Origin of the sequence: Bradyrhizobium diversitatis (genome assembly GCF_016031635.1) — a bacterium.
GTDB classification, from domain to species: Bacteria; Pseudomonadota; Alphaproteobacteria; order Rhizobiales; family Xanthobacteraceae; genus Bradyrhizobium; species Bradyrhizobium diversitatis.
In genome coordinates, this window is record NZ_JACEGD010000015.1 from 101,512 (window position 1) to 121,217 (window position 19,706).

General features: G+C 64.6%; 18 protein-coding genes. 14 read left to right on the forward strand and 4 right to left on the reverse strand.

Annotated features, from left to right (window positions below; all coding sequences use genetic code 11):
- Positions 1 to 124: 124 nt before the first annotated feature.
- Positions 125 to 946 carry an ABC transporter ATP-binding protein gene (locus H1B27_RS17720; RefSeq protein WP_035674435.1) on the forward strand — a complete coding sequence of 274 codons (822 nt, stop codon included), beginning with the start codon at positions 125 to 127 and terminating at the stop codon, positions 944 to 946.
- Positions 943 to 2,874, forward strand: a complete 1,932-nt coding sequence (locus tag H1B27_RS17725) for a long-chain fatty acid--CoA ligase (RefSeq protein WP_197966917.1) — start codon at positions 943 to 945, stop codon at positions 2,872 to 2,874. The genes H1B27_RS17720 and H1B27_RS17725 overlap by 4 nt, the downstream gene beginning before the upstream one ends.
- A 68-nt stretch (positions 2,875 to 2,942) precedes the next feature.
- Here H1B27_RS17725 and H1B27_RS17730 read toward each other — a convergent pair whose 3' ends face one another.
- Positions 2,943 to 3,308, reverse strand: a complete 366-nt coding sequence (locus H1B27_RS17730; RefSeq protein WP_061878906.1) for an endonuclease domain-containing protein — start codon at positions 3,306 to 3,308, stop codon at positions 2,943 to 2,945.
- 83 nt (positions 3,309 to 3,391) lie between these two features.
- Between H1B27_RS17730 and H1B27_RS17735 the strand changes: the two genes are divergently transcribed.
- From H1B27_RS17735 to H1B27_RS17750, 4 genes are all read left to right on the forward strand, one after another.
- Entirely contained in the window at positions 3,392 to 4,285 is an 894-nt protein-coding gene (locus tag H1B27_RS17735; RefSeq protein ID WP_061878841.1) for a branched-chain amino acid ABC transporter permease, read from the forward strand.
- 3 nt (positions 4,286 to 4,288) lie between these two features.
- Complete coding sequence (locus tag H1B27_RS17740) at positions 4,289 to 5,362, forward strand: branched-chain amino acid ABC transporter permease (protein WP_197966918.1); 1,074 nt, start codon at positions 4,289 to 4,291, stop codon at positions 5,360 to 5,362.
- A 44-nt stretch (positions 5,363 to 5,406) separates the two neighbouring features.
- Positions 5,407 to 6,690: an ABC transporter substrate-binding protein gene (locus tag H1B27_RS17745; protein ID WP_061878839.1), complete on the forward strand. Its 1,284-nt coding sequence runs from the start codon at positions 5,407 to 5,409 to the stop codon at positions 6,688 to 6,690.
- 130 nt (positions 6,691 to 6,820) lie between these two features.
- Positions 6,821 to 7,660: an ABC transporter ATP-binding protein gene (locus H1B27_RS17750; RefSeq protein WP_197966919.1), complete on the forward strand. Its 840-nt coding sequence runs from the start codon at positions 6,821 to 6,823 to the stop codon at positions 7,658 to 7,660.
- A gap of 60 nt (positions 7,661 to 7,720) precedes the next feature.
- Here the strand turns inward: H1B27_RS17750 and H1B27_RS17755 are convergent, their stop codons facing one another.
- A complete protein-coding gene (locus tag H1B27_RS17755) occupies positions 7,721 to 8,875 on the reverse strand; it encodes an AGE family epimerase/isomerase (RefSeq protein ID WP_197966920.1) in 1,155 nt (384 codons plus the stop codon).
- An 86-nt stretch (positions 8,876 to 8,961) separates the two neighbouring features.
- Between H1B27_RS17755 and H1B27_RS17760 the strand changes: the two genes are divergently transcribed.
- From H1B27_RS17760 to H1B27_RS17795, 8 genes are all read left to right on the forward strand, one after another.
- Positions 8,962 to 10,185 carry a phenylacetate--CoA ligase family protein gene (locus H1B27_RS17760; RefSeq protein WP_197966921.1) on the forward strand — a complete coding sequence of 408 codons (1,224 nt, stop codon included), beginning with the start codon at positions 8,962 to 8,964 and terminating at the stop codon, positions 10,183 to 10,185.
- Between the two features lie 323 nt (positions 10,186 to 10,508).
- Complete coding sequence (locus H1B27_RS17765) at positions 10,509 to 11,885, forward strand: GHMP family kinase ATP-binding protein (protein WP_197966922.1); 1,377 nt, start codon at positions 10,509 to 10,511, stop codon at positions 11,883 to 11,885.
- 22 nt (positions 11,886 to 11,907) lie between these two features.
- Positions 11,908 to 13,827, forward strand: coding sequence for an N-acetylneuraminate synthase family protein (locus tag H1B27_RS17770; protein WP_246515491.1), 1,920 nt, complete (start codon positions 11,908 to 11,910; stop codon positions 13,825 to 13,827).
- Positions 13,827 to 14,516 (forward strand): acylneuraminate cytidylyltransferase family protein, encoded by a 690-nt coding sequence (locus tag H1B27_RS17775; protein ID WP_061880722.1) that lies wholly within the window; start codon positions 13,827 to 13,829, stop codon positions 14,514 to 14,516. The genes H1B27_RS17770 and H1B27_RS17775 overlap by 1 nt, the downstream gene beginning before the upstream one ends.
- The gene (locus tag H1B27_RS17780) at positions 14,509 to 15,273 is read left to right on the forward strand and encodes an SDR family oxidoreductase (protein WP_061880721.1); all 765 of its coding nucleotides are present in this window, start codon (positions 14,509 to 14,511) and stop codon (positions 15,271 to 15,273) included. Before H1B27_RS17775 ends, H1B27_RS17780 begins: the two co-directional genes overlap by 8 nt.
- Positions 15,270 to 16,118 carry a sugar phosphate isomerase/epimerase family protein gene (locus tag H1B27_RS17785; protein WP_311976955.1) on the forward strand — a complete coding sequence of 283 codons (849 nt, stop codon included), beginning with the start codon at positions 15,270 to 15,272 and terminating at the stop codon, positions 16,116 to 16,118. The genes H1B27_RS17780 and H1B27_RS17785 overlap by 4 nt, the downstream gene beginning before the upstream one ends.
- On the forward strand, positions 16,115 to 16,876 hold the full coding sequence (locus H1B27_RS17790; protein ID WP_197966924.1) for an SDR family NAD(P)-dependent oxidoreductase: 762 nt from the start codon (positions 16,115 to 16,117) through the stop codon (positions 16,874 to 16,876). The genes H1B27_RS17785 and H1B27_RS17790 overlap by 4 nt, the downstream gene beginning before the upstream one ends.
- 15 nt (positions 16,877 to 16,891) lie before the next feature.
- On the forward strand, positions 16,892 to 17,731 hold the full coding sequence (locus H1B27_RS17795) for an SDR family oxidoreductase (protein WP_197966925.1): 840 nt from the start codon (positions 16,892 to 16,894) through the stop codon (positions 17,729 to 17,731).
- A 65-nt stretch (positions 17,732 to 17,796) separates the two neighbouring features.
- On the opposite strand, the gene H1B27_RS17800 is transcribed toward H1B27_RS17795, so the two are convergent.
- Positions 17,797 to 18,639: a hypothetical protein gene (locus H1B27_RS17800; protein ID WP_246515494.1), complete on the reverse strand. Its 843-nt coding sequence runs from the start codon at positions 18,637 to 18,639 to the stop codon at positions 17,797 to 17,799.
- 91 nt (positions 18,640 to 18,730) lie between these two features.
- On the reverse strand, positions 18,731 to 19,471 hold the full coding sequence (locus H1B27_RS17805) for a hypothetical protein (RefSeq protein ID WP_165936297.1): 741 nt from the start codon (positions 19,469 to 19,471) through the stop codon (positions 18,731 to 18,733).
- Positions 19,472 to 19,706: the final 235 nt, after the last annotated feature.

Consider the following 19,706-nt stretch of genomic DNA (forward strand, 5'->3'; position numbering starts at 1 on the left):
AGTACGCGGCTCCGGTCGAGACCATCTGATGCATGGCCTCACCGTCACCGCCGTACTAGGATCGCTCGACAGAACGGACGAAGAGCGCCGCTGAAATGCGCCATGACCGGGAGGGATTCGTTTGGTGGCTACCAGTCTTGAAGTGCGCGGCGTGTCCTTGCGATTCGGCGGTGTGCGAGCGCTGACCGACGTCGGCTTCGCCATCAGGGAGGGCGAGCTGTTCTCGATTATCGGCCCCAACGGCGCCGGCAAGACCTCGATCGTGAACTGTATTTCCGGTCGCTACAAGCCGACCGAAGGCCAGCTCTTCTACCAAGGCCGCGACATCACCGGTTTGACGCCGAATGCCCGCGCCTCGCTCGGCATCGGCCGCACCTTCCAGAACCTGGCGCTGTTCCACCACATGAGCGTGCTCGACAACATCATGGTCGGCCGCCATCACCTCCTGAAGAACAACTTCCTCACGGGCTCGCTGTATTGGCTCACCGGCGCGCGCAAGGAAGAGCTCGAGCACCGCCGCAAGGTCGAGGAGATCATCGACTTCCTCGACCTGCAGTCGGTGCGCAAGGCGACCGCAGGCACGCTCTCCTACGGCCTGCGCAAGCGTGTCGAGCTCGCCCGCGCCATGGCGCTGGAGCCGCGTCTCATTCTCCTCGACGAACCCATGGCCGGCATGAACTTCGAGGAGAAGGAGGACATGGCCCGCTACATCGTCGATCTCAACGAGGAGTTCGGGATGACGGTGGTGATGATCGAGCACGACATGGGCGTGGTGATGGACATCTCCCATCGCGTCATGGTGCTGGATTTCGGCAAGAAGATCGCAGAAGGCGATCCGGCCACCGTGCTCGCCGATCCCCACGTCAAGCGCGCCTATCTTGGCGAGGAGGACGAGGTGCTGGTCGATCCCGACGACGCGCCGCCGGCGCAGGAGAGCGCGGCATGACAGACTATGCAGGCCGCGTCGCGCAGGCCGACACTTATCCGAAGATGCTCCGGCTCAATGCCAGGGAGCACGGCAACGAGATCGCTTTGCGCGAGAAGGATCTCGGGCTCTGGCGCATCTTCACCTGGAACGACTACCAGACAAGGGTGCGCGATTTCGCCCTCGGCCTGGTCGAACTCGGCCTTGGCCGCGGTGATGTCATCGGCATCATCGGCGACAATCGGCCGGACTGGGTCGCGGCGGAAGTCGCGACCCACGCGATCGGTGGACTGAGCCTCGGGCTCTATCGCGACGTGCTGGACGAGGAGGCCTCCTATCTCCTCAACTATGGCGAGGCACAACTCGTCTTTGCCGAGGACGAGGAGCAGGTCGACAAGCTTCTTACCCTTGCCGAGCGCGCGCCCAAGCTGAAGCACATCATCTATTCCGATCCGCGCGGGATGCGGAAATATGACGACCCCCGGCTGATGTCGGCGGAGAAGTTTGCCGAGCTCGGCCGGGCGCGTGCTGTGCGGGAGCCGGAGCTCTACGACAGGCTGGTCGATGCCACCAAGGGCGAGGACGTCGCGATCCTCTGCACGACGTCAGGCACCACCTCGCATCCGAAACTCGCGATGCTCGCGGCCGGGCGCGTGCTCGGCCATTGCGCGACCTATCTCGCCTTCGATCCGAAGGGATCCGATGACGAATACGTCTCGGTGCTGCCGCTTCCCTGGATCATGGAGCAGGTCTACGTGCTCGGCAAAGGTCTCTTGTGCCGGATGAAGATCAACTTCGTCGAAGAGCCCGACACCATGATGAACGATCTGCGCGAGATCGCGCCGACCTTCGTGCTCTTTGCCCCCCGTGTCTGGGAATCGATCGCGGCCGACGTCCGCGCCAAGGTGATGGACGCAACGCCCTTGAAGCAGCGCCTGTTCGACATCGGCATGAAGAGCGGCCTCGCCGCACTCGAACGGGGCAAGCGTTCCGGCCTTGCCGACGCGATCCTGTTCCGCGCGCTGCGCGACCGCCTCGGCTTCACCCGCCTGCGGTCGGCCGCGACCGGCGGCGCAGCGCTCGGCCCCGAAACCTTCAAATTCTTCCAGGCCATGGGAGTGCCGCTGCGCACGCTGTACGGCCAGACCGAGCTGCTGGGGGCCTATACGCTGCATCGCGAGGGCAAGGTCGATCCTGATACGACAGGCGTGCCGATGGCCGACAGCATCGAGATCCGCATCGACAATGCCGACGTCCACGGCGTCGGTGAGATCGTGGTGCGGCATCCCAACATGTTCCTTGGCTATTACAAGAATCCCGAGGCGAGCGTCGCCGACATCAAGGACGGCTGGATGTGCTCCGGCGATGCCGGCTATTTCAATGCCGACCGGCAGCTCGTCGTCATCGACCGCATCAAGGATCTCGCGGAGACCTCGCGCGGCGAGCGCTTCTCGCCGCAATTCATCGAGAACAAGCTGAAATTCTCGCCCTATATCGCGGAGGCCGTGGTGCTGGGCGCCGGCCGCGACGCGCTCGCGGCCATGATCTGCATCCGCTATTCCATCATCTCGAAATGGGCGGAGAAGAACCGGCTCTCCTTCACGACCTACAGCGACCTCGCCTCACGGCCGGAGGTCTACGCCCTGCTGCAGAAGGAGGTCGAGACCGTCAACGGCACGCTGCCGCCGGCCCAGCGCATCTCGCGCTTCCTGCTGCTCTACAAGGAGCTCGACGCCGACGACGGCGAGCTCACCCGGACGCGAAAGGTGCGCCGCGGCGTCATCAACGAGAAATACGCCGGCATCATCGACGCGATCTACCGCGGCGATTTCGACATCCCTGTCGACACCGTGATCCGCTTCCAGGACGGCACCACGCAGCGGGTACGCACCACGTTGCGGGTGGTGGATCTGGGGGTGCATGGGCACATGGCGGAGGCGGCGGAATGAGCCGGGTGTCCATCGCGCGCGGTGCTGCCCTTCGCCTCTCCCCGCTTGCGGGGAGAGGCCGGAGCGCGTCAGCGATCCGGGTGAGGGGGAGTCGCCGCGAGGGTGGTGACAATCGTTTCGAGAACGCCAGCCAAGTTGCTCGAGACGTCGTTGTTCCAGAAGCGCAGTATCCGGTAATTTCGGTCGGCCAGCCACCTGTCGCGTGCGGCGTCATGGGGACTGTCGGCATGCTGCCCACCGTCCACCTCGATGATCAGTCGGGCTTCGCGGCAAATGAAGTCGACAATGTAGGGCCCAATCGGCTCTTGTCGGACGAACTTATAGCCGTTCAGTCGGCGAGCGCGCAGGCGATACCACAACACCCCTTCTGCATCCGTCGAGGCGCTGCGCAGACTTCTGGCACGTCCGGTCTTGGACTCATCGACACCTCGCATGCGCAGACTCCCCCTCACCCGCCGCGCGTTTCGCGCGTCGGCCTCTCCCCGCAGGCGGGGAGAGGCGAAGGACAGCATATCACATGAACACCGCTTTCCTCATCCAGCTCCTGGTCAACGGCCTCGTGGTCGGCACGCTCTATGGCGTGGTCGCGATGTCGTTCGTGCTGATCTACAAGGCGACGCAGGTCGTCAATTTCGCGCAAGGGGAATTGCTGCTGGTCGGCGCCTGGGTATGCTGGGCGCTGCTGGCGAAATACCAGGTGCCGTTCTTGATCGGCATGCCGATCACGCTGGTGTTCATGTTCGTATTCGGCATCGCGATCCAGGTGCTCATCCTGCGGCCGATGATCGGCGAGCCCATCATCTCGGTGATCATGGTCACGATCGGCCTCTCCACCGTGCTGCAGGCGACGCTGAAGTGGATGTTCGGCGTCAATCCGCAGCCGTTCCCGCGGGTGTTCGAAAGCCAGTCCGTCAGCCTGTTCGGGCTCCAGATCCAGACCGTCTATGTCATGAGCCTCGTCGTCTCGGTTGCCATGATGATCGGCATGGCCTGGTTCTTCCGCGCCTCCAAATACGGCCTCGCCATGCGCGCCACGGCGTTCAACCAGCAGGTCGCACAGTCGCTCGGCATTTCCGTGAAGAGCGTGTTCGCGATGGCCTGGGCGATCTCGGCGACGGTCTCGGCGGTTGCCGGCGTCGTCGTTGCGGTCGTGAACGGCGTGTCCTCGGGCCTTGCCGCCTACGGCATCAAGGTGTTCCCGGCCGCGATCCTCGGCGGGCTGGATTCAGTTGGCGGCGCCGTGCTTGGCGGCATCATCATCGGACTGCTCGAGAACGTCGCCCAATATGTCGACAGCGAGTATCTGCACTGGGGCAATCTCTACGAGATCGCGCCGTTCTACGTCCTCATCATCGTGCTGATGATCAAGCCCTACGGGCTGTTCGGCACCCACGACATCGAGCGGATCTGACCCATGGCCGGCCCTGCCCTCATTCCTGCTGGTGATTTCCGCACCTCCTACGCGGCCGACACCACGATCTTCCCGACCGCGACGAGCCGCAACTTCGCCATCGCAGGCGTAGCGCTGCTGTGCCTCGCGCCGCAATTTTTCAGCGGCTATTGGCTCAGCATCCTGATCCAGATCGGCATCTTCTCCATCGCGGCGCTCGGGCTCAATATCCTGGTCGGCTTCACCGGCCAGATCTCGATCGGCCATGCCGCCTTCTTCCTGCTCGGGGCATTTACCTCCGCCTACATTTCCAACAACGCGCCGATCCCGGTGTTCTTCGCAATCCCGCTCGCCGGCGTCGTCACTGCGCTGGTCGGGCTGATCTTCGGCATTCCGGCGGCGCGGCTGAAAGGTCTTTACCTCGTCATTGCGACGCTGGCTGCGCAGTACATCCTGCTCGACTTCTTCTCGCGCGCCGAATGGTTTTCCGGCGGCTCGGTGCCGGCGAGCGCCGCGCCGTTCTCGATCTTCGGCTACACACTGCGCGGCGACAGGCAGTACTTCTACGTCGTGCTGGCCTATGTGCTCGTGAGCTACGTCCTCGTCACCAATCTGATGCGCACCCGTGACGGCCGCGCGCTGGTGGCGATCCGCGACCATTATCTCTCGGCCGAGATCATGGGCATCAACCTCACCAAGTACCGGACGCTGTCGTTCGGGCTCGCCGCCTTCTTCGCCGGCATCGCCGGCGCGCTCTATGCGCACTACCAGCTCGTGGTGTCGCAGGAGGGCTTCGGCATCGAGCGTTCGATCCTGTTCCTCGCCATGATCATCATCGGCGGCACCGGCTCGATCATGGGCACGCTGATGGGTACCGCCTTCGTGGTGCTGCTGCCGGAATCGATGGAGTGGCTAAGCCATCATCTGAAGGGCGGAGCGATCGACCAGGCGCTCTCGCTCAACAACAATATCACCTTCCTGCGCGAGATCGCGATCGGAGTGATCATCATCGCATTCCTGATGTTCGAGCCTGACGGGCTCGCGCATCGCTGGCGGCAGATCAAGGCGTACTGGAAACTCTACCCGTTCTCGCATTGAGCGCGGGCAACTTCACTTAAACAATAAACAGGAGGAACCGACCCATGACGATGAAGTCCCTTTTGAGCACCGCATCGCTCGCGATTGCGATCGCCGCATTCTCGGCCGGCGCGCAGGCGCAAATCGCGATCGGACATCTCGCGGACTATTCCGGCGGCACCTCGGACGTCGGCACGCCCTTCGGGCAGGCCGTCGCCGACACCTTCGCCTGGGTCAACAAGAACGGCGGCATCGGCGGCAAGCAGGTCAATCTCGACACCAACGATTACGGCTATCAGGTGCCGCGCGCGATTGCGCTCTACAAGAAGTGGTCGGCGCCCGACTCCAAGGTCGCCGCAATCATGGGCTGGGGCACGGCGGACACCGAGGCGCTGACCGGTTTCCTTGCCCAGGACAAGATCCCCGACATGTCCGGCTCCTATGCCGCCGCCCTGACCGATCCCGGAGGGGTCAGCGGCAAGGCCAAGCCTGCGCCTTATAATTTCTTCTATGGCCCGAGCTATTCGGACGCGCTGCGCGCGATGCTGATGTGGGCGGCCGAGGACTGGAAGGCCAAGGGCAAGTCCGGCAAACCCAAATTCGTGCACATGGGCGCCAACCACCCCTATCCGAACGCGCCAAAAGCCGCCGGCGAAGCCATGGCGCAAGAGCTTGGCTTCGAGGTGCTGCCGCCGCTCATATTCGCTCTGACGCCCGGTGACTACAGCGCGCAATGCCTGAGCCTGAAATCCTCGGGCGCCAACTACGCCTATCTCGGCAACACCGCCGCCTCCAACATCTCGGTGATGAAGGCCTGCAAGACGGCTGGGGTAGACATCCAGTTCCTCGGCAATGTCTGGGGCATGGACGAGAACGCCGCCAAGACCGCCGGGGATGCCGCCAACGGCGTGATCTTCCCGCTGCGGACCGCGGTGAGCTGGGGCGGCGATGCACCCGGCATGAAGACGATGATGGAGATCTCGAAGATGTCCGATCCCACCGGCAAGGTCTATCGTCCCGTGCACTACGTCGCGGCCGTCTGCTCGGCGATGTACATGAAGGAGGCGATCGACTGGGCCGCCAAGAACGGCGGCGCCACCGGCGAGAACGTCGCCAAGGGCTTCCACCAGAAGAAGGATTGGGTGCCGGCCGGGATGGAGGGCGTCTGCAATCCCTCGACCTGGACCGAGAAGGATCATCGCGGCACGCTGAAGGTGGATCTCTATCGCACCAAAATCTCGGGCGCGACCGACGGCGACCTCAACGATCTCATGGCCAAAGGCACGATCAAGCTCGAGAAGGTCAAGACCGTCGAGTTGCCGCGCAAGCCGGAATTGCTGGGGTGGTGAGCTAGTGCGTCCGTCGTTCCGGGACGATGCGAAGCATCGGACCCGGAACCTCGAGATTCTGGGTTCGGTCCTGCGGACCGCCCCGGAATGACGCGATAGAGCCGCGACGACACCGAGAGAGTAACCAGCCATGAGTGAAACGGCTCAGATCGAGCGCCCCTCCCCAAGCATCGTCCCCGCACCGCCCCTCCTCGCCGTGCGCAACATCGAAGTCGTCTACGACGACGTCATCCTGGTGCTGCGCGGCCTCAGCCTCGACGTGCCGAAAGGTGCGATCGTGGCGCTGCTGGGCGCCAACGGCGCCGGCAAGTCGACGACGCTGAAGGCGATCTCCGGGTTGCTCAAGACCGAGGACGGCGAGGTGACGCGCGGCGAGATCCTGTTCGAAGGCGAGCGGATCAACGGCATCGACCCCGACAAGATCGTGCGCCGCGGCATCTTCCAGGTGATGGAGGGCCGGCGCATCGTCGCCGACATGACGTCGCTGGAGAACCTCAAGCTCGGCGCCTTCACCCGCAGGGACCGCGAGGTCGACGCCGACCTCGACATGGTCTTCAACTACTTTCCGCGCCTGAAGGAGCGCACTGGCCTTGCCGGCTATCTCTCTGGCGGTGAGCAGCAGATGCTCGCGATCGGCCGCGCCCTGATGGCGCGCCCGAAGATGATCTTGATGGATGAGCCTTCGATGGGCTTGTCGCCGCTGCTGGTGAAAGAGGTGTTCTCGATCATCCAGAAGATCAACCGCGACCTCGGCGTCACCATCCTGCTGGTCGAGCAGAACGCGCGCGCTGCGCTCTCGGTGGCAAGCCACGGCTACATCATGGAACAGGGCAAGGTCGTGCTCGACGGCAGCGCGGACGACTTGCGCGACAACGAGGACGTCAAGGAGTTCTACCTCGGCGGCGCCGGCGACCAGCGCAAGAGCTTCAAGAACCTCAAGAGCTTCAAGCGGCGCAAGCGCTGGCTGTAGCGTTTTCAAGCGAAGTGGGAACCGGTTCGCGTGAAGAAAACACGTCGATACAGAAGAGCTTCAACTCTCAAGCACCTGTTCCGCTTCCGTGACTGCGCAGAGAACATGATAGAACGACGACGCAGGAATGATGTCGATCAGCGATTTGCCGTCGCGATCGAACTGGTCGTACCAGCCGCCCTTCACGGGATGGCTGAGATAATGCCGTTCGAGCCGCACCAGCGCCGCGCGCGCCTCGTCCGCCGCCCCCGCCTCGCCCGACTCGGCCTGCGCGATCCACGCCTTCGCGATCTCGGTCTGCGGCCACAGCCGACGCGTGCTGCGGCGGATGTTGCCGACGTCGTCCCCCTCGTCGATCAGGCAGCCGGTGGCCTCGTCGCGATAGCGCAGCGCGGTCGACAGCAGTTCGGCACGCCGCGGCGCGGTCGGGCAGCCCGTGATGCGCTCGAAACCCTTCAGCAGCCAGACCCATTCCGCCTGGTGACCGGGCTCGACGCTGACGGGCTCGATCTTCGACCAGTCTTCCTCGAAGTACTCGGTCAGGATGCGCTTCTGCTTGTCGTAGAGATTGGCCAGGAACAGTGCAAAGAATTCTCCGGCACGGTTCTGGAACGACAGATCGTGGGTCGCCTCGAAGCACGCGATCATCGCCTCGAACAGATGCATGTGCGGGTTCTGTCGGCGCGGCAGCGAGACCGGAAGGCCTTCGTGAACGCCCCCATGCGGCGAGCGCAGATGGCCATCGAGGAAGGCGAGCAGCGCATCGATCTCGGCACGGACCTGCGCATCCTGGTCGAGGGCGTAGACGGCCGCGAGCGCAAAGAGGACGAAGGCGTGGTCATAGGCATCGCGCCGGGCATCCAGCACCGCTCCCTCGGGCGTCAGCCGGTGCACATAGCCGGGCCGGCCGTCGGGCGCCTTCGCTCTCGCCAGCAGATCCTCAAGCCCCTTCAGCGCGATGCCACGCCCCTCAGGATACCACCCCATCTGCGCCGCCTTGGCGTAGCACCAGATCTGGCGCGCCTGCACGAATACGCGCCGGGGTGCGGCCGCATCCGCCGCGCCGTCGCGGTGCAGCCGGTCGATGAAACCACCCGCAGCCTGATCCCAGCCGACCGTCGACCACAGCGGCAGCGCCTCGTCGATCATGCGGCGCTTCAGGCGCGCGACTACGTTCGACGCCTCGTCCGCCGCAATGATTCCTTCGTCCGCCATCGGGTCCTCTCTAGGCCTCACCAATGGCGGTCTGATACCCATGCTGGTGGCGGCGCGCAACGGATGCCAACACGGAAAGAACAGCCATGACCGCCCATTACGACGCCCGCGAGACCCGTGAACAAGCAGCGCGCGAGGCCGACCTGTTCTCCCGCCTGCCAGGGGTGCTGCGAGCCGCGATGGCCGCCCCGGCCTATGCCGAGCGGCTCAAAGGCTGCGATCCCGACGCCGTGACCTCCAGGGCGGCCCTGGCGGGCCTGCCGGTGTTGCGCAAATCGGAGCTGCCCGCCCTGCATAAGGCCTCTGCGCCTTTCGGGGGCCTCGTGGCGGGGCCTCCCGGCTCGTTCGCCCGCCTCTTCACCTCCCCCGGCCCGATCTTCGAGCCGGAAGGACGGCAAGGAGATCCCTGGCGCGGCGCAAGGGCGCTGTTCGCGGCGGGGTTCCGTCCTGACGATATCGTCCTCAATACCTTCAGCTATCATCTCACCCCCGGCGGCTTCATCTTCGACGCCTCCGCACGCGCGCTCGGCTGCGCGGTTATCCCCGCCGGCCCCGGCAATACGGAACAGCAATTCGAGCTGATCGAGGCCTACCGGCCGGTTGGCTACAGCGGCACGCCGGATTTCCTGAAGATCCTGCTCGACGCCGCAGCAAGCTCCGGGCGCGACATCTGCTCGATCAAGCGCGCGCTGGTCTCGGGCGCCGCGTTCCCGCCCTCGCTCCAGGCCGAGATCAAGGCGCGCGGCATCGACGCCTACCAAGCCTTCGGCACCGCCGATCTCGGCCTCATCGCATTCGAGACCGAGGCGCGCGAGGGCATGGTCGTGAACGAGGACCTGATCCTGGAGATCGTCAAGCCCGGCACCGGAGATCCGGTTGCGCCGGGCGACGTCGGCGAGATCGTCGTGACCTCGCTCGATCCGCACCATCCCTGGATCCGGCTCGCCCTCGGCGATCTCACCGCGGCCCTACCCGGCACGAGCCCATGCGGGCGCACAAACATGCGCATCAAGGGCTGGATGGGCCGCGCCGACCAGACCACCAAGGTCAAGGGCATGTTCGTCCGGCCCGAGCAGATCGCCGAGATCGGCAAGCGCCATACCTCGCTTGGAAGACTACGCCTCGTGGTCACACGGCAGGGCGAGAGCGACGCGATGACATTGAGAGCGGAAACGGCGACCGCGAGCGAGGCGCTACGCGAAGAGATCGCCGGAACTCTGCGCGCCGTGACCAAGCTCGGTGGCGCCGTCGAACTGGTCAGCCTCGGCGCACTGCCGAATGACGGCAAGGTGATCGCGGACGAACGCTGACCTCAAGTGACGTCGAGTCCCGGATGCGTGAAGCGTATCCCTTGCAGCCGAGATCCACTCGCCGTCGCGCAGAAGCAATGCTGATGCCCGTACTTGATCCCCGAGTTGCCTCCAGTCGCGACCATCTCGTTCGGCCCCGTTACGGAAGCCTTCTCCAAGGGCCCCGGCCGATGTAAATCGGCTACGGCCCGGCCAAAGTGCTTGCACCCGCCATTCTGGCGCGAGTCCGGCGTGGCCTAGAAACCTTGCATCGTCGCTGCCGCTCCCGTATTACCAACCTTGCTACGATATGGCCGGAATCGGCCCTTTCTGGACCCCAAAACGTGCTTGAACGAACCCTCGTCACCATCGCCGAGACCGAGACCATTGAGGAAGCTTTCCGGCGCCTGAATGCGAATATGCTCGGCATCCTGTTCGCGCAGGACGCGAGCGGACGAATCGTCGGCGCCGTGACGGACGGTGACATCCGCAGGCGCATGCTGACCGGCATCACGATCCAGGACCGGGTCGCGTCCTGCATCAATCGCAACTTCGTCTGGGCGCCGATCGGCGGCCCGCGCGAGCAGATCCTGAAGCTGCTCGACCAGCGCGTGCACGTGGTGCCGATCCTCGATGGCGAGGGACAGCTGGTCGACGTATTCAGCCGCGAGCTGTTCAACCTCTCGGAAGAGAGCGAGGTGTTCGCGCGTGCCCGCTCGCCGGTGCGGATCAGCTTCTCCGGCGGCGGCACCGACCTGACCCATTACTTCGTGGCGAATGACGGCGGCGCGGTCATCAGCGCCACGATCAAGATGTACGCCCACGCGACGCTGCGGCGCCGGAGCGATCCCAGCATCCGGATCTACTCGCACGATTTCCGCCGCACGGTCGAGGCCGACAATCTCGCAGAACTCGGAACGGGCGGAGATCTCGCGCTGATCAAGTCGGTCGTGCGCCTGATCAAGCCGACCTATGGATTCGAGCTCGAGGTGTCCGCCGACTTCCCGGTCGGTTCCGGCCTCGGCGGCTCCGCTGTGGTCTCGTCCGCGATCATCGGTTGCTTCAACGAATTCCGTGGGGATCAGTGGGACCGCCACGAGATCGCGGAAATGGCTTTCCAGGCCGAGCGGCTGATGCTCAACATTCCCGGCGGCTGGCAGGATCAGTACGCCACCGTGTTCGGCGGCTTCAATCACATGGAGTTCTTCTCCGACCAGAACACCATCGTGCCGCTTCGTCTCGATCCCAACATCATCGCCGAGCTCGAGGAAAGCCTGGTGCTCTGCTACGCCGGCTCCGGCCGCGATTCAGGCGCCATTCACCGTGACCAGAAGGCTCAGCACGAGACCAGCGACGCCGTCGCCGCCGCTGCCAAGCAAAAGGAAGTGACGCGCGACATAAGGCGGCATCTGCTGCGCGGCCAGCTCCTGGAATGCGGCCGGCTGATCGACGAGGCCTGGCACGCCAAACGGAAGCTGAGCTCGAAGATCTCGTCGGAGGCGATCGACGCGATCTACGATTTCGCCAAGCAGCACGGCGCGGTCGGCGGCAAGCTCCTGGGCGCCGGCGGCGGCGGTTACTTCCTGTTCTTCGTACGTCCGTTCGAGCGCTACCAGCTCATCGCGGCGCTGGAACAGCAGGGGCATCGCTGTTCGCGCATCATGTTCGAAGAGAACGGGCTGCGGACGTGGAAGTCGCGCGTTCCCGCGCGGCTCGCCTGACGCATATGAGACGAGAATGTTGATGACATCGCCCAAACAGTCTGCTCCGGTCCGTATTGGCAACCGTCTTCTGGGCGAGGGCGAACCCTGCTATGTCATCGCCGAAATCGGCAACAACCACAATGGCGACTTCGACCGCGCCATTGCGCTGGTCGATGCCGCGGTCGCGGCCGGGGCGGATTGCGCCAAATTCCAGATGCGCAAGCTGGAGGAAGTCTATCGCGCCTCGAGCCTGTCCGGGAAGGACGACGACCTCGCCGTCGAATATACGCTCGATCTGCTTCGCCGCTTCGAGTTGCCGACCGCGCAGCAAAAGAAGATCGCCGAGTACTGCGCAGCCAAGGGTATCGAGTACCTCTGCACGCCCTGGGACGCGAAGAGCGTCGCCGTGCTCGAAGGCTTCGGTGTGCACGCCTACAAGATCGCCTCGGCCGACCTCACCAATCTGCCGCTGCTCGCCCGCCTCGCGGCCACCGGCAAGACGCTGATCGTCTCGACCGGCATGAGCACGACGGACGAGATCAAGGCCGCGGCGAAATTCCTCGACGACCGCAATGCCAGCTACGTGCTGCTGCATTGCCAGAGCACCTATCCGGCCGCGCTCCACAACATCCATTTGCGTTTCATGGAAACACTGCGCGAGATCCATCCGGTCGTCGGCTATTCCGGCCACGAGCGCGGCATCGCCGTTTCGACGGCCGCCGTCGCGCTTGGCGCCGTCGTCATCGAACGCCACATCACGCTTGATCGCGAGATGGAAGGTCCGGACCATGCCGCAAGTCTCGAGCCGGAGGAGTTCAAGGCGCTCGTCTCCGGCATTCGCGAGGTGGAAGCGGCGCGCGGCGAGAAGCTCGCCGAGCGCGCGCTGAGCCAGGGCGAGTTGATCAACCGCGAAAACCTCGCCAAGAGCCTGGTGGCCGCGCGCGACCTTCCGGCCGGTACGATGATCTCCGAAAGCGACATCGCCGTGAAGAGCCCGGGACAGGGCCTGTCGCCGCTGAAGATGCCGGCGCTGCTCGGCCGCAGGCTGACGCGGACGATGGCGGCGGACGACTATTTCTTCCAGAGCGACCTCGACGAAGGCGTCGCAAAGGCACGGCGCTACCGTTTCGACCGGCCCTGGGGTGTGCCGGTGCGTTATCACGATACCGCGCGCTTCCTGGAGATCTGCGACCCCGACATCATCGAATTCCACCTCAGCTACAGCGACATGGAGCGCGATCCCGCGGCCTATCTCTCCGGTACCTATGATCTCGGCTTCGTCGTGCATGCGCCGGAGCTGTTTGCCGGCTCCAAGCTGATGGACCTTGCAACCCCCGACGAGGCGCTGCGGCGCTACTCGCTGGAGCAGACGCAAGCGGTGATCGACATCACGCGCGGCCTCAAGAAGTTCTTTCCCAAGACCAAGCGCCCGCCCATCGTCGCCAATGTCGGCGGCTTCACCATGGACGAGCCGCTGCCGCCGGAGGAGAAGGCCGAGCGCTACCGCATCTTTGCGCAGAGCTTGACCGAGCTTGACATGGACGGCGTCGAGCTGACGCCGCAGACCATGGCACCGTTCCCCTGGCATTTCGGTGGCCAGCGTCATCAGAACATCTTTATCTTCCCGGAGGAGTCGGCCGCGTTCTGCGCCAGGCATGATCTGCGCATGTGCGTCGACATCTCCCACACCAAGCTCGCCGCCAATCATTTCGGCTTCGACTTTGCACAAGGCCTCGCCCAGCTCGGGCCGCACACTGCACATCTGCATTTCGGCGACGCCAAGGGGCTCGACGGCGAAGGTCTCCAGATCGGCGAAGGCGAGATCGATTTCGACGAAATCGGACAGGTGCTGCGCAAGCATGCGCCGACGGCGTCGTTCATTCCCGAGATATGGCAGGGCCACAAGAACATGGGCGAAGGCTTCTGGACCGCGCTCGAGCGTCTCGAGGGACATATCTGATGGCGCGCAAGACGCTGGCCGTGATCGCCGCGCGCGGCGGCTCCAAGGGCATCCCGCACAAGAACCTGCTCGATCTCTGCGGCAAGCCGCTGATCGCCTGGACGGTCGAGCAGGCGCGCGCCGCACGCGGCGTCGACGTGGTGGCGGTCTCGTCGGACAGTGACGCGATCCTCGCCGCGGCCGAGGCCGCCGGCGCCGTCGGGGTGCGGCGTCCGGACGACATTTCGGGCGACCTCGCCTCCTCCGAATCCGCCTGGCTGCATGCCCTCGATGCGACCGAGGCGAGCATGGGCCGGTTCGAGCGCGTGGTCGCGCTTCAGGCCACATCGCCCATCCGCGAGCCCGGCGACATCGAGAACGCGCTTGCGACCTTCGATCGCGATCATCTCGATAGCCTGCTTTCGGTCTGCGAGGTCGAGGACTACTTCAACTGGCGAATCGGCGCGAGCGGACCGGAGCCGATCAATTACGACTATCGCAACCGCCGCATGCGGCAGCAGATCGAGAAGCGCTACCTCGAGAACGGCTCGTTCTACGTCCTGATCCCATCCCTCCTGCGCGAGCAGAACAATCGTCTCGGCGGCAAGATCGGCTTCCACGTGATGGAGCGTCACAAGATGTTCCAGATCGATCGTCCCGAGGACGTCAAGCTTTGCGCCGCCATCATGCGCAGTTACGGCTATGCCTGAGCTCAGCGCCTTCTCTCTCGCAGGCAAGATCGCGGTGGTCACCGGCGCCTCACGCGGTATTGGCGCAGCGATTGCCAGCGGCCTGCAGGGTGCGGGTGCCACGGTGTTCGGCCTCAGCCGGTCCGGGACCGCGCCGCAGGGCGTCACTGCCATTGCCTGCGACCTCTCCGACGACGAAGCGATCGACAACGCGTTCCGCGCCATTGCGGCAAAAGCCGAGCGCATCGACGCGCTCGTGAATGCCGCCGGCATCAGTCTTCCGGCCCAGAGCGCCGAAAGCGAGCTCGCGCGCTTCCGCGCCACGGTCGCAACCGATCTTACCGGCGTCTACGCCACCATCCTCGCCGCCTATCCGCTCCTGAAGAACGCCGGCTCGGCCGCAATCGTCAACGTCACCAGCATCAACTCGATCCGGGGCTTTCCCGGAAATCCCGGCTACGTGGCGGCGAAGGCGGGCCTTGCCGGGCTGACGCGGGCACTCGCCGCCGACTACGCGTCCGACGGCATCCGCGTCAACGCGCTTGCGCCGGGTTATGTCGCGACCGAGATGACAGCGAAGAGCTTTGCCGATCCGGTCATGCACGAGGCGAGACGCCGCCACACCATGCTCGGCCGCTGGGGACAGCCCGCCGACATGATCGGTGCCGCCATCTTCCTGGCCTCCGAAGCCTCCGCCTACGTGACCGGCCAGGAAATCTTCGTCGATGGGGGCTGGACCACCAAGGGTCTTGCCATCAGCTCGGATAGCACATCGTGACCGCAACATTGCAACGCATCGGCTTCATGCAGGGACGCCTGTCGGCACTGGTCGACGGCAAGATCCAGGCGTTCCCGTGGAATGAATGGCGCGAGGAATTTCCCCGTGCCAAGGCGCTCGGCCTGACGCGAATGGAATGGACCATCGATCAGGAGCGGCTGCGCGAGAACCCGCTCATGACTGAGCCGGGACAACAGGAGATTCTGACACTGTCGCACGAGAACGGCGTGCGCATCCCGAGCCTGACCGGTGATTGCTTCATGCAGGCACCGTTCTGGAAGGTCGACGCCGTGGTACGCGACGCGCTCGTCGCCGACCTCGACCTCCTGATCGCCGCCTGCAGCCGGATCGGCATCGAATTCGTCGTGATCCCGCTGGTCGACAACGGCAAGATCGAGCGCCAGAGCGAGAGCGATACGTTGAAGCGCGTTCTGCTCGCGCGTTCGGAGACACTTGCAAGGCGCAATGTCAGGATCGTCTTCGAGTCCGATCTGCCCCCGCGCAAGCTCGCCCGGTTCATGGAGGCATTTCCGGCGGAGGTCTTCGGCATCAACTACGACAGCGGCAATAGCGCTTCGCTCGGCTACGACAGCGCCGAGGAGATCGGCGCTTACGCGCCACGCATTCTCAATGTGCATGTGAAGGACCGTGTCAGGGGCGGCACCACCGTGCCGCTCGGCACCGGCAATGCCGACCTTCCCAAGACCATCCGCCTGATCGAGCGTTCCGGCTACAAGGGTCAGTACATCCTGCAAACCGCGCGCGCCGCCGACGGCGATCACGCCGGAGCGCTCGCCAGGTATCGCGACATGACGATCGGCTGGATCGAGGACGCAGCGCGATGAAGCTCGAGCTGAACGATCGCGTCGCTCTCGTCACCGGCGCCAGCCGCGGGATCGGACTTGCGATCGCGGTGACGCTCGCTGCGGAAGGAGCCAAGGTCGCGCTCGCCGCGCGGGGGGCCGATGCGCTTGATGCGGCCCGAGCTGCGATCGGCGGCAGCACATCGGCGCACGCGGCCGACGTCACCGACCCGGCCGCTGCCGCGACGCTGGTACACGAGGTTGAGCGGCGCTGGGGGCGCCTCGACATCCTCGTCTGCAACGTCGGCAGCGGCGCCTCCGTACCGCCGGGAAAGGAAACCGCGGCGGAGTGGTCGCGGATAATGGACCTCAATCTCTTCGCCACGACCAATATGATCGAGGCCGCCCGGCCGTTGATGGCGCGCGGCAGCGGCGACCGGGCCATCGTCTGCATCTCTTCGATCGCAGGCATGGCGGCGCTTGGGGCGCCCGTCACCTACTACGCCGCAAAGGCGGCGCTGAATGCGACCGTGCGTGGCCTGGCCCGGCCGCTGGCGCTCGAAGGCATCCGCATCAATGCGGTGGCACCGGGCAACATCCTGGCCGCAGACGGCACCTGGGCACGCAAGCTCGCCGAGGACAGCGCTGCGGTGGACGAGATGCTCGTCCGCGACGTGGCGCTGCGCCGGCTGGGTAAGCCGGAAGAGATCGCCGACCTCGTCGCCTTTCTCGCCTCGCCCCGCGCTTCGTTCATCACCGGCAGCGTGATGGTCGCCGACGGCGGCCAGTTGCGTAGCTGAACAGGAGCCTTCCCGATGGCAAGCCCGTCCTCACGCTATGACCTGACCAGCCGCACCGCTCTCGTGACCGGCGCAGGCGGCCTGCTCGGGCGGCAGCATGTCGCCGCGCTTTCGGAAGCGGGCGCGCGCGTCGTCGTCACCGACGTCGGGCTTGCGCAGGCCGAAGCAGCCATTGCCGCGCTCAAGCAGAACGCGCCGTCCGCCGACCTGATCGCGCTTGCGATCGACGTCACCTCCTTTGACTCGGTACGGGCTGCAAACGAGCAACTTTCCGGCCGCGGCGTCTCCGTCGACATCCTCGTCAACAACGCGGCGATCGACCCCAAGGTGACCTCCGCACCCGGCGTGACGCATTCTTCCCGCTTCGAGGCGTTTCCGGTGCCGCAATGGCAGACCGAGATCGCCGTGGGCCTGACCGGTGCGATGCTGTGCGCGCAGGTGTTCGGCGGCGCGATGGCGGCGCGTGGCCGCGGCGTGATCCTGAACATCGCCTCCGATCTCGGCGTGATCGCGCCGGACCAGCGAATCTACCGCCAGCCACAGGTGACACGCGAGGAGGAGCAGCCGGTGAAACCGGTGACTTACTCGGTGATCAAGCACGGCCTGATCGGGCTGACGAAATATCTGGCGACCTATTGGGCCGGCCACGGCGTCCGCGTCAACGCGATCTCGCCCGGCGGCGTCTTCAACAACCAGGATCCCGCCTTCGTCGAGCGACTGACGCGCCTGATTCCCATGGCTCGCATGGCCGATGTCGACGAGTACCGCGCTGCGGTGCAGTTCCTCTGCTCCGATGCCTCGAGCTACATGACCGGGCAGAACCTGGTGATCGACGGCGGGAGAAGCGTGTGGTAGCGGCGGCACCCTCGCTCGTAACGGAGGCGAGACAACACTGCCCTGTGCTCCGATGATCGATTTCCCTAATGCTGCAAAATACCGGCGAGGTTCATATGCGCTGGCCGCGAATGCTCGATGCCCAGCAGTGTTCGCCGGTTATCGTTCGTGCGCTGTAGATGCAGACTGGCGAGCGTGACGCCTACGCAGGTCGTGACGGTGGATCCGCGGCCGCCGAACGGCTTTAGGAAGTCGAACACCCGATTGCCGAACATGTCGACGACCGACATCTCGCGCGCCCCGAGCGGCGGAATCTCGCCGAAATCGGCCTCGATCTGCTCGCCATCCTCGCGGATCAGCTTCGATGTCGGCCGCGCCGCATGAGCATATTCGGGATCGGAGGAGTGATTGATCAGCATCAGGCTGCTGACGATGTCGCTGGTCGCAATGATCTTCGGATTGATCCCGGTGAACCCGACATGCGCCTTGAGCCTGCCTTCGTTCAGGGGCCGGGCAAAGGCTCCGGTGCGATAGATCGCGACGTTATCCTGATCGACATAGGTCATCGAATAGCTGGCAGGCGAGGATCGGAAGCCGTCCATACGCCCGCGCGACATCACGGCGATGACCAGATAATCCTCCTGTGGCAACTTGAGCGAGGCGAAAAGACGCGACAGCTCGATCTCGACGGAGGAGCCCGGCGCATAATTGTCCGGAAACTCGTAGGTTGCCCGGTACTCGCCGTCGCGGGACAGGATGTGCAGCTTGAACCTGAGCTTCTTGCTAAAGCCCGAGGCAACCAGGCTGGCGAGTTCGGGAACGAGATCCTTGACTGTTTCGCGGAAATTCTTGCGCAGGCTGCCGGCGACGAGGCTGCGGAGATACCTGATGTCGACGGGGCGATACCAGGCGGGGATCGAAAAACCCATGCGCGACTCGACACCCGCAAAGGTCGGGAACATGAATCTGGGCTCGTAGGGCTTCCAGGGACTCGACGAGAAACGTGTCACGGAGGCGCCCCTAAAAATGATGCAAGCTGAATTTGCCGTTGGCAAACTCATAATAGCTGAACGGGCTGGCGATGTTGGTGCCCTTGAACTCCAGAGCGAAACCTTCGGCCGCGCCGATCAACCTTTCAGCCTCGGGGAAAAGATCGAGCGTGCTGATGCGGACGGCCCCCATCGGAGCGATCTCCGGCAGCGCGCGCTGGCCCAATGCGGTGCCATCCAGGGCCATGAGCCGGGCGGTCCCAACCGAGACGCCCTCGGGCGCCATGCAGGAGTTCACGAGCACCACGCCGGACTCCTTCAGGAATCGCGTGAGATAGGATTGCATCCAGGCTGAGGTCGGGAACGGCGCCGCCGCCACGGGTTCCCGCTCGTGTGACAATGTCACCGCACCGTGCTGCGAGAAATATTGTGCATAGTAGCCGGTGGTCACCTTCCGTCCGGGGCGAAGCTTGGTCTCGTGTTTCGGGACCAGCGCCATCGCCACCGTTCCCGAAACCTGCGGACACAGCTCCGAAGTCTGCAACTGCAGCTGTCCGTTGACGCCGAGCTCCCTGTGGAAATACCCGGCCTGCGTGCCCGCTCCGTCGAACAGCCAGACATGCGCATCCACTTCCGGATGATCATTCATAAAGACCGAGAAGTAGTTGAATGCGCAGACTTGCGTCGTGACGGTCTCGTCGTTGCGCAGGTAGAGCACGGCGGGCGGATAACCTCTCGCGACGGCCTCTCCGATCTGCAGTTCACCGGACATTCGATAAGACTCGGCGGGAGAGCAATGGACCGGCATAGGCCGAACCGGCCGGCGGCTTTCGACAAACCATACGCGATCTTCCGGCCCGCATGCTGAAACGTCGACGTAATTTGAGCGTCTGTTTACGCTCAGCCGACCGTGGAATTAACCGGGAATGGCGCCACGCCGAGCTGTTCCGAAGACACGGCTCGCCACGAGCACGTCAGCAGCTTGGAGGGCAACCTGTCTCTGCGGC

Excerpts from the sequence above, each read along its gene's own strand:
- H1B27_RS17735 (WP_061878841.1), top strand. The coding sequence starts at position 3,392 with ATGAACACCGCTTTCCTCATCCAGCTCCTGGTCAACGGCCTCGTGGTC.
- H1B27_RS17750 (WP_197966919.1), top strand. The coding sequence starts at position 6,821 with ATGAGTGAAACGGCTCAGATCGAGCGCCCCTCCCCAAGCATCGTCCCC.
- H1B27_RS17760 (WP_197966921.1), top strand. The coding sequence starts at position 8,962 with ATGACCGCCCATTACGACGCCCGCGAGACCCGTGAACAAGCAGCGCGC.
- H1B27_RS17790 (WP_197966924.1), top strand. The coding sequence starts at position 16,115 with ATGAAGCTCGAGCTGAACGATCGCGTCGCTCTCGTCACCGGCGCCAGC.
- H1B27_RS17725 (WP_197966917.1), top strand. The coding sequence starts at position 943 with ATGACAGACTATGCAGGCCGCGTCGCGCAGGCCGACACTTATCCGAAG.
- H1B27_RS17805 (WP_165936297.1), bottom strand. The coding sequence starts at position 19,471 with ATGTCCGGTGAACTGCAGATCGGAGAGGCCGTCGCGAGAGGTTATCCG.
- H1B27_RS17800 (WP_246515494.1), bottom strand. The coding sequence starts at position 18,639 with ATGGGTTTTTCGATCCCCGCCTGGTATCGCCCCGTCGACATCAGGTAT.
- H1B27_RS17775 (WP_061880722.1), top strand. The coding sequence starts at position 13,827 with ATGGCGCGCAAGACGCTGGCCGTGATCGCCGCGCGCGGCGGCTCCAAG.
- H1B27_RS17795 (WP_197966925.1), top strand. The coding sequence starts at position 16,892 with ATGGCAAGCCCGTCCTCACGCTATGACCTGACCAGCCGCACCGCTCTC.
- H1B27_RS17770 (WP_246515491.1), top strand. The coding sequence starts at position 11,908 with ATGACATCGCCCAAACAGTCTGCTCCGGTCCGTATTGGCAACCGTCTT.
- H1B27_RS17745 (WP_061878839.1), top strand. The coding sequence starts at position 5,407 with ATGACGATGAAGTCCCTTTTGAGCACCGCATCGCTCGCGATTGCGATC.
- H1B27_RS17730 (WP_061878906.1), bottom strand. The coding sequence starts at position 3,308 with ATGCGAGGTGTCGATGAGTCCAAGACCGGACGTGCCAGAAGTCTGCGC.
- H1B27_RS17755 (WP_197966920.1), bottom strand. The coding sequence starts at position 8,875 with ATGGCGGACGAAGGAATCATTGCGGCGGACGAGGCGTCGAACGTAGTC.
- H1B27_RS17740 (WP_197966918.1), top strand. The coding sequence starts at position 4,289 with ATGGCCGGCCCTGCCCTCATTCCTGCTGGTGATTTCCGCACCTCCTAC.
- H1B27_RS17780 (WP_061880721.1), top strand. The coding sequence starts at position 14,509 with ATGCCTGAGCTCAGCGCCTTCTCTCTCGCAGGCAAGATCGCGGTGGTC.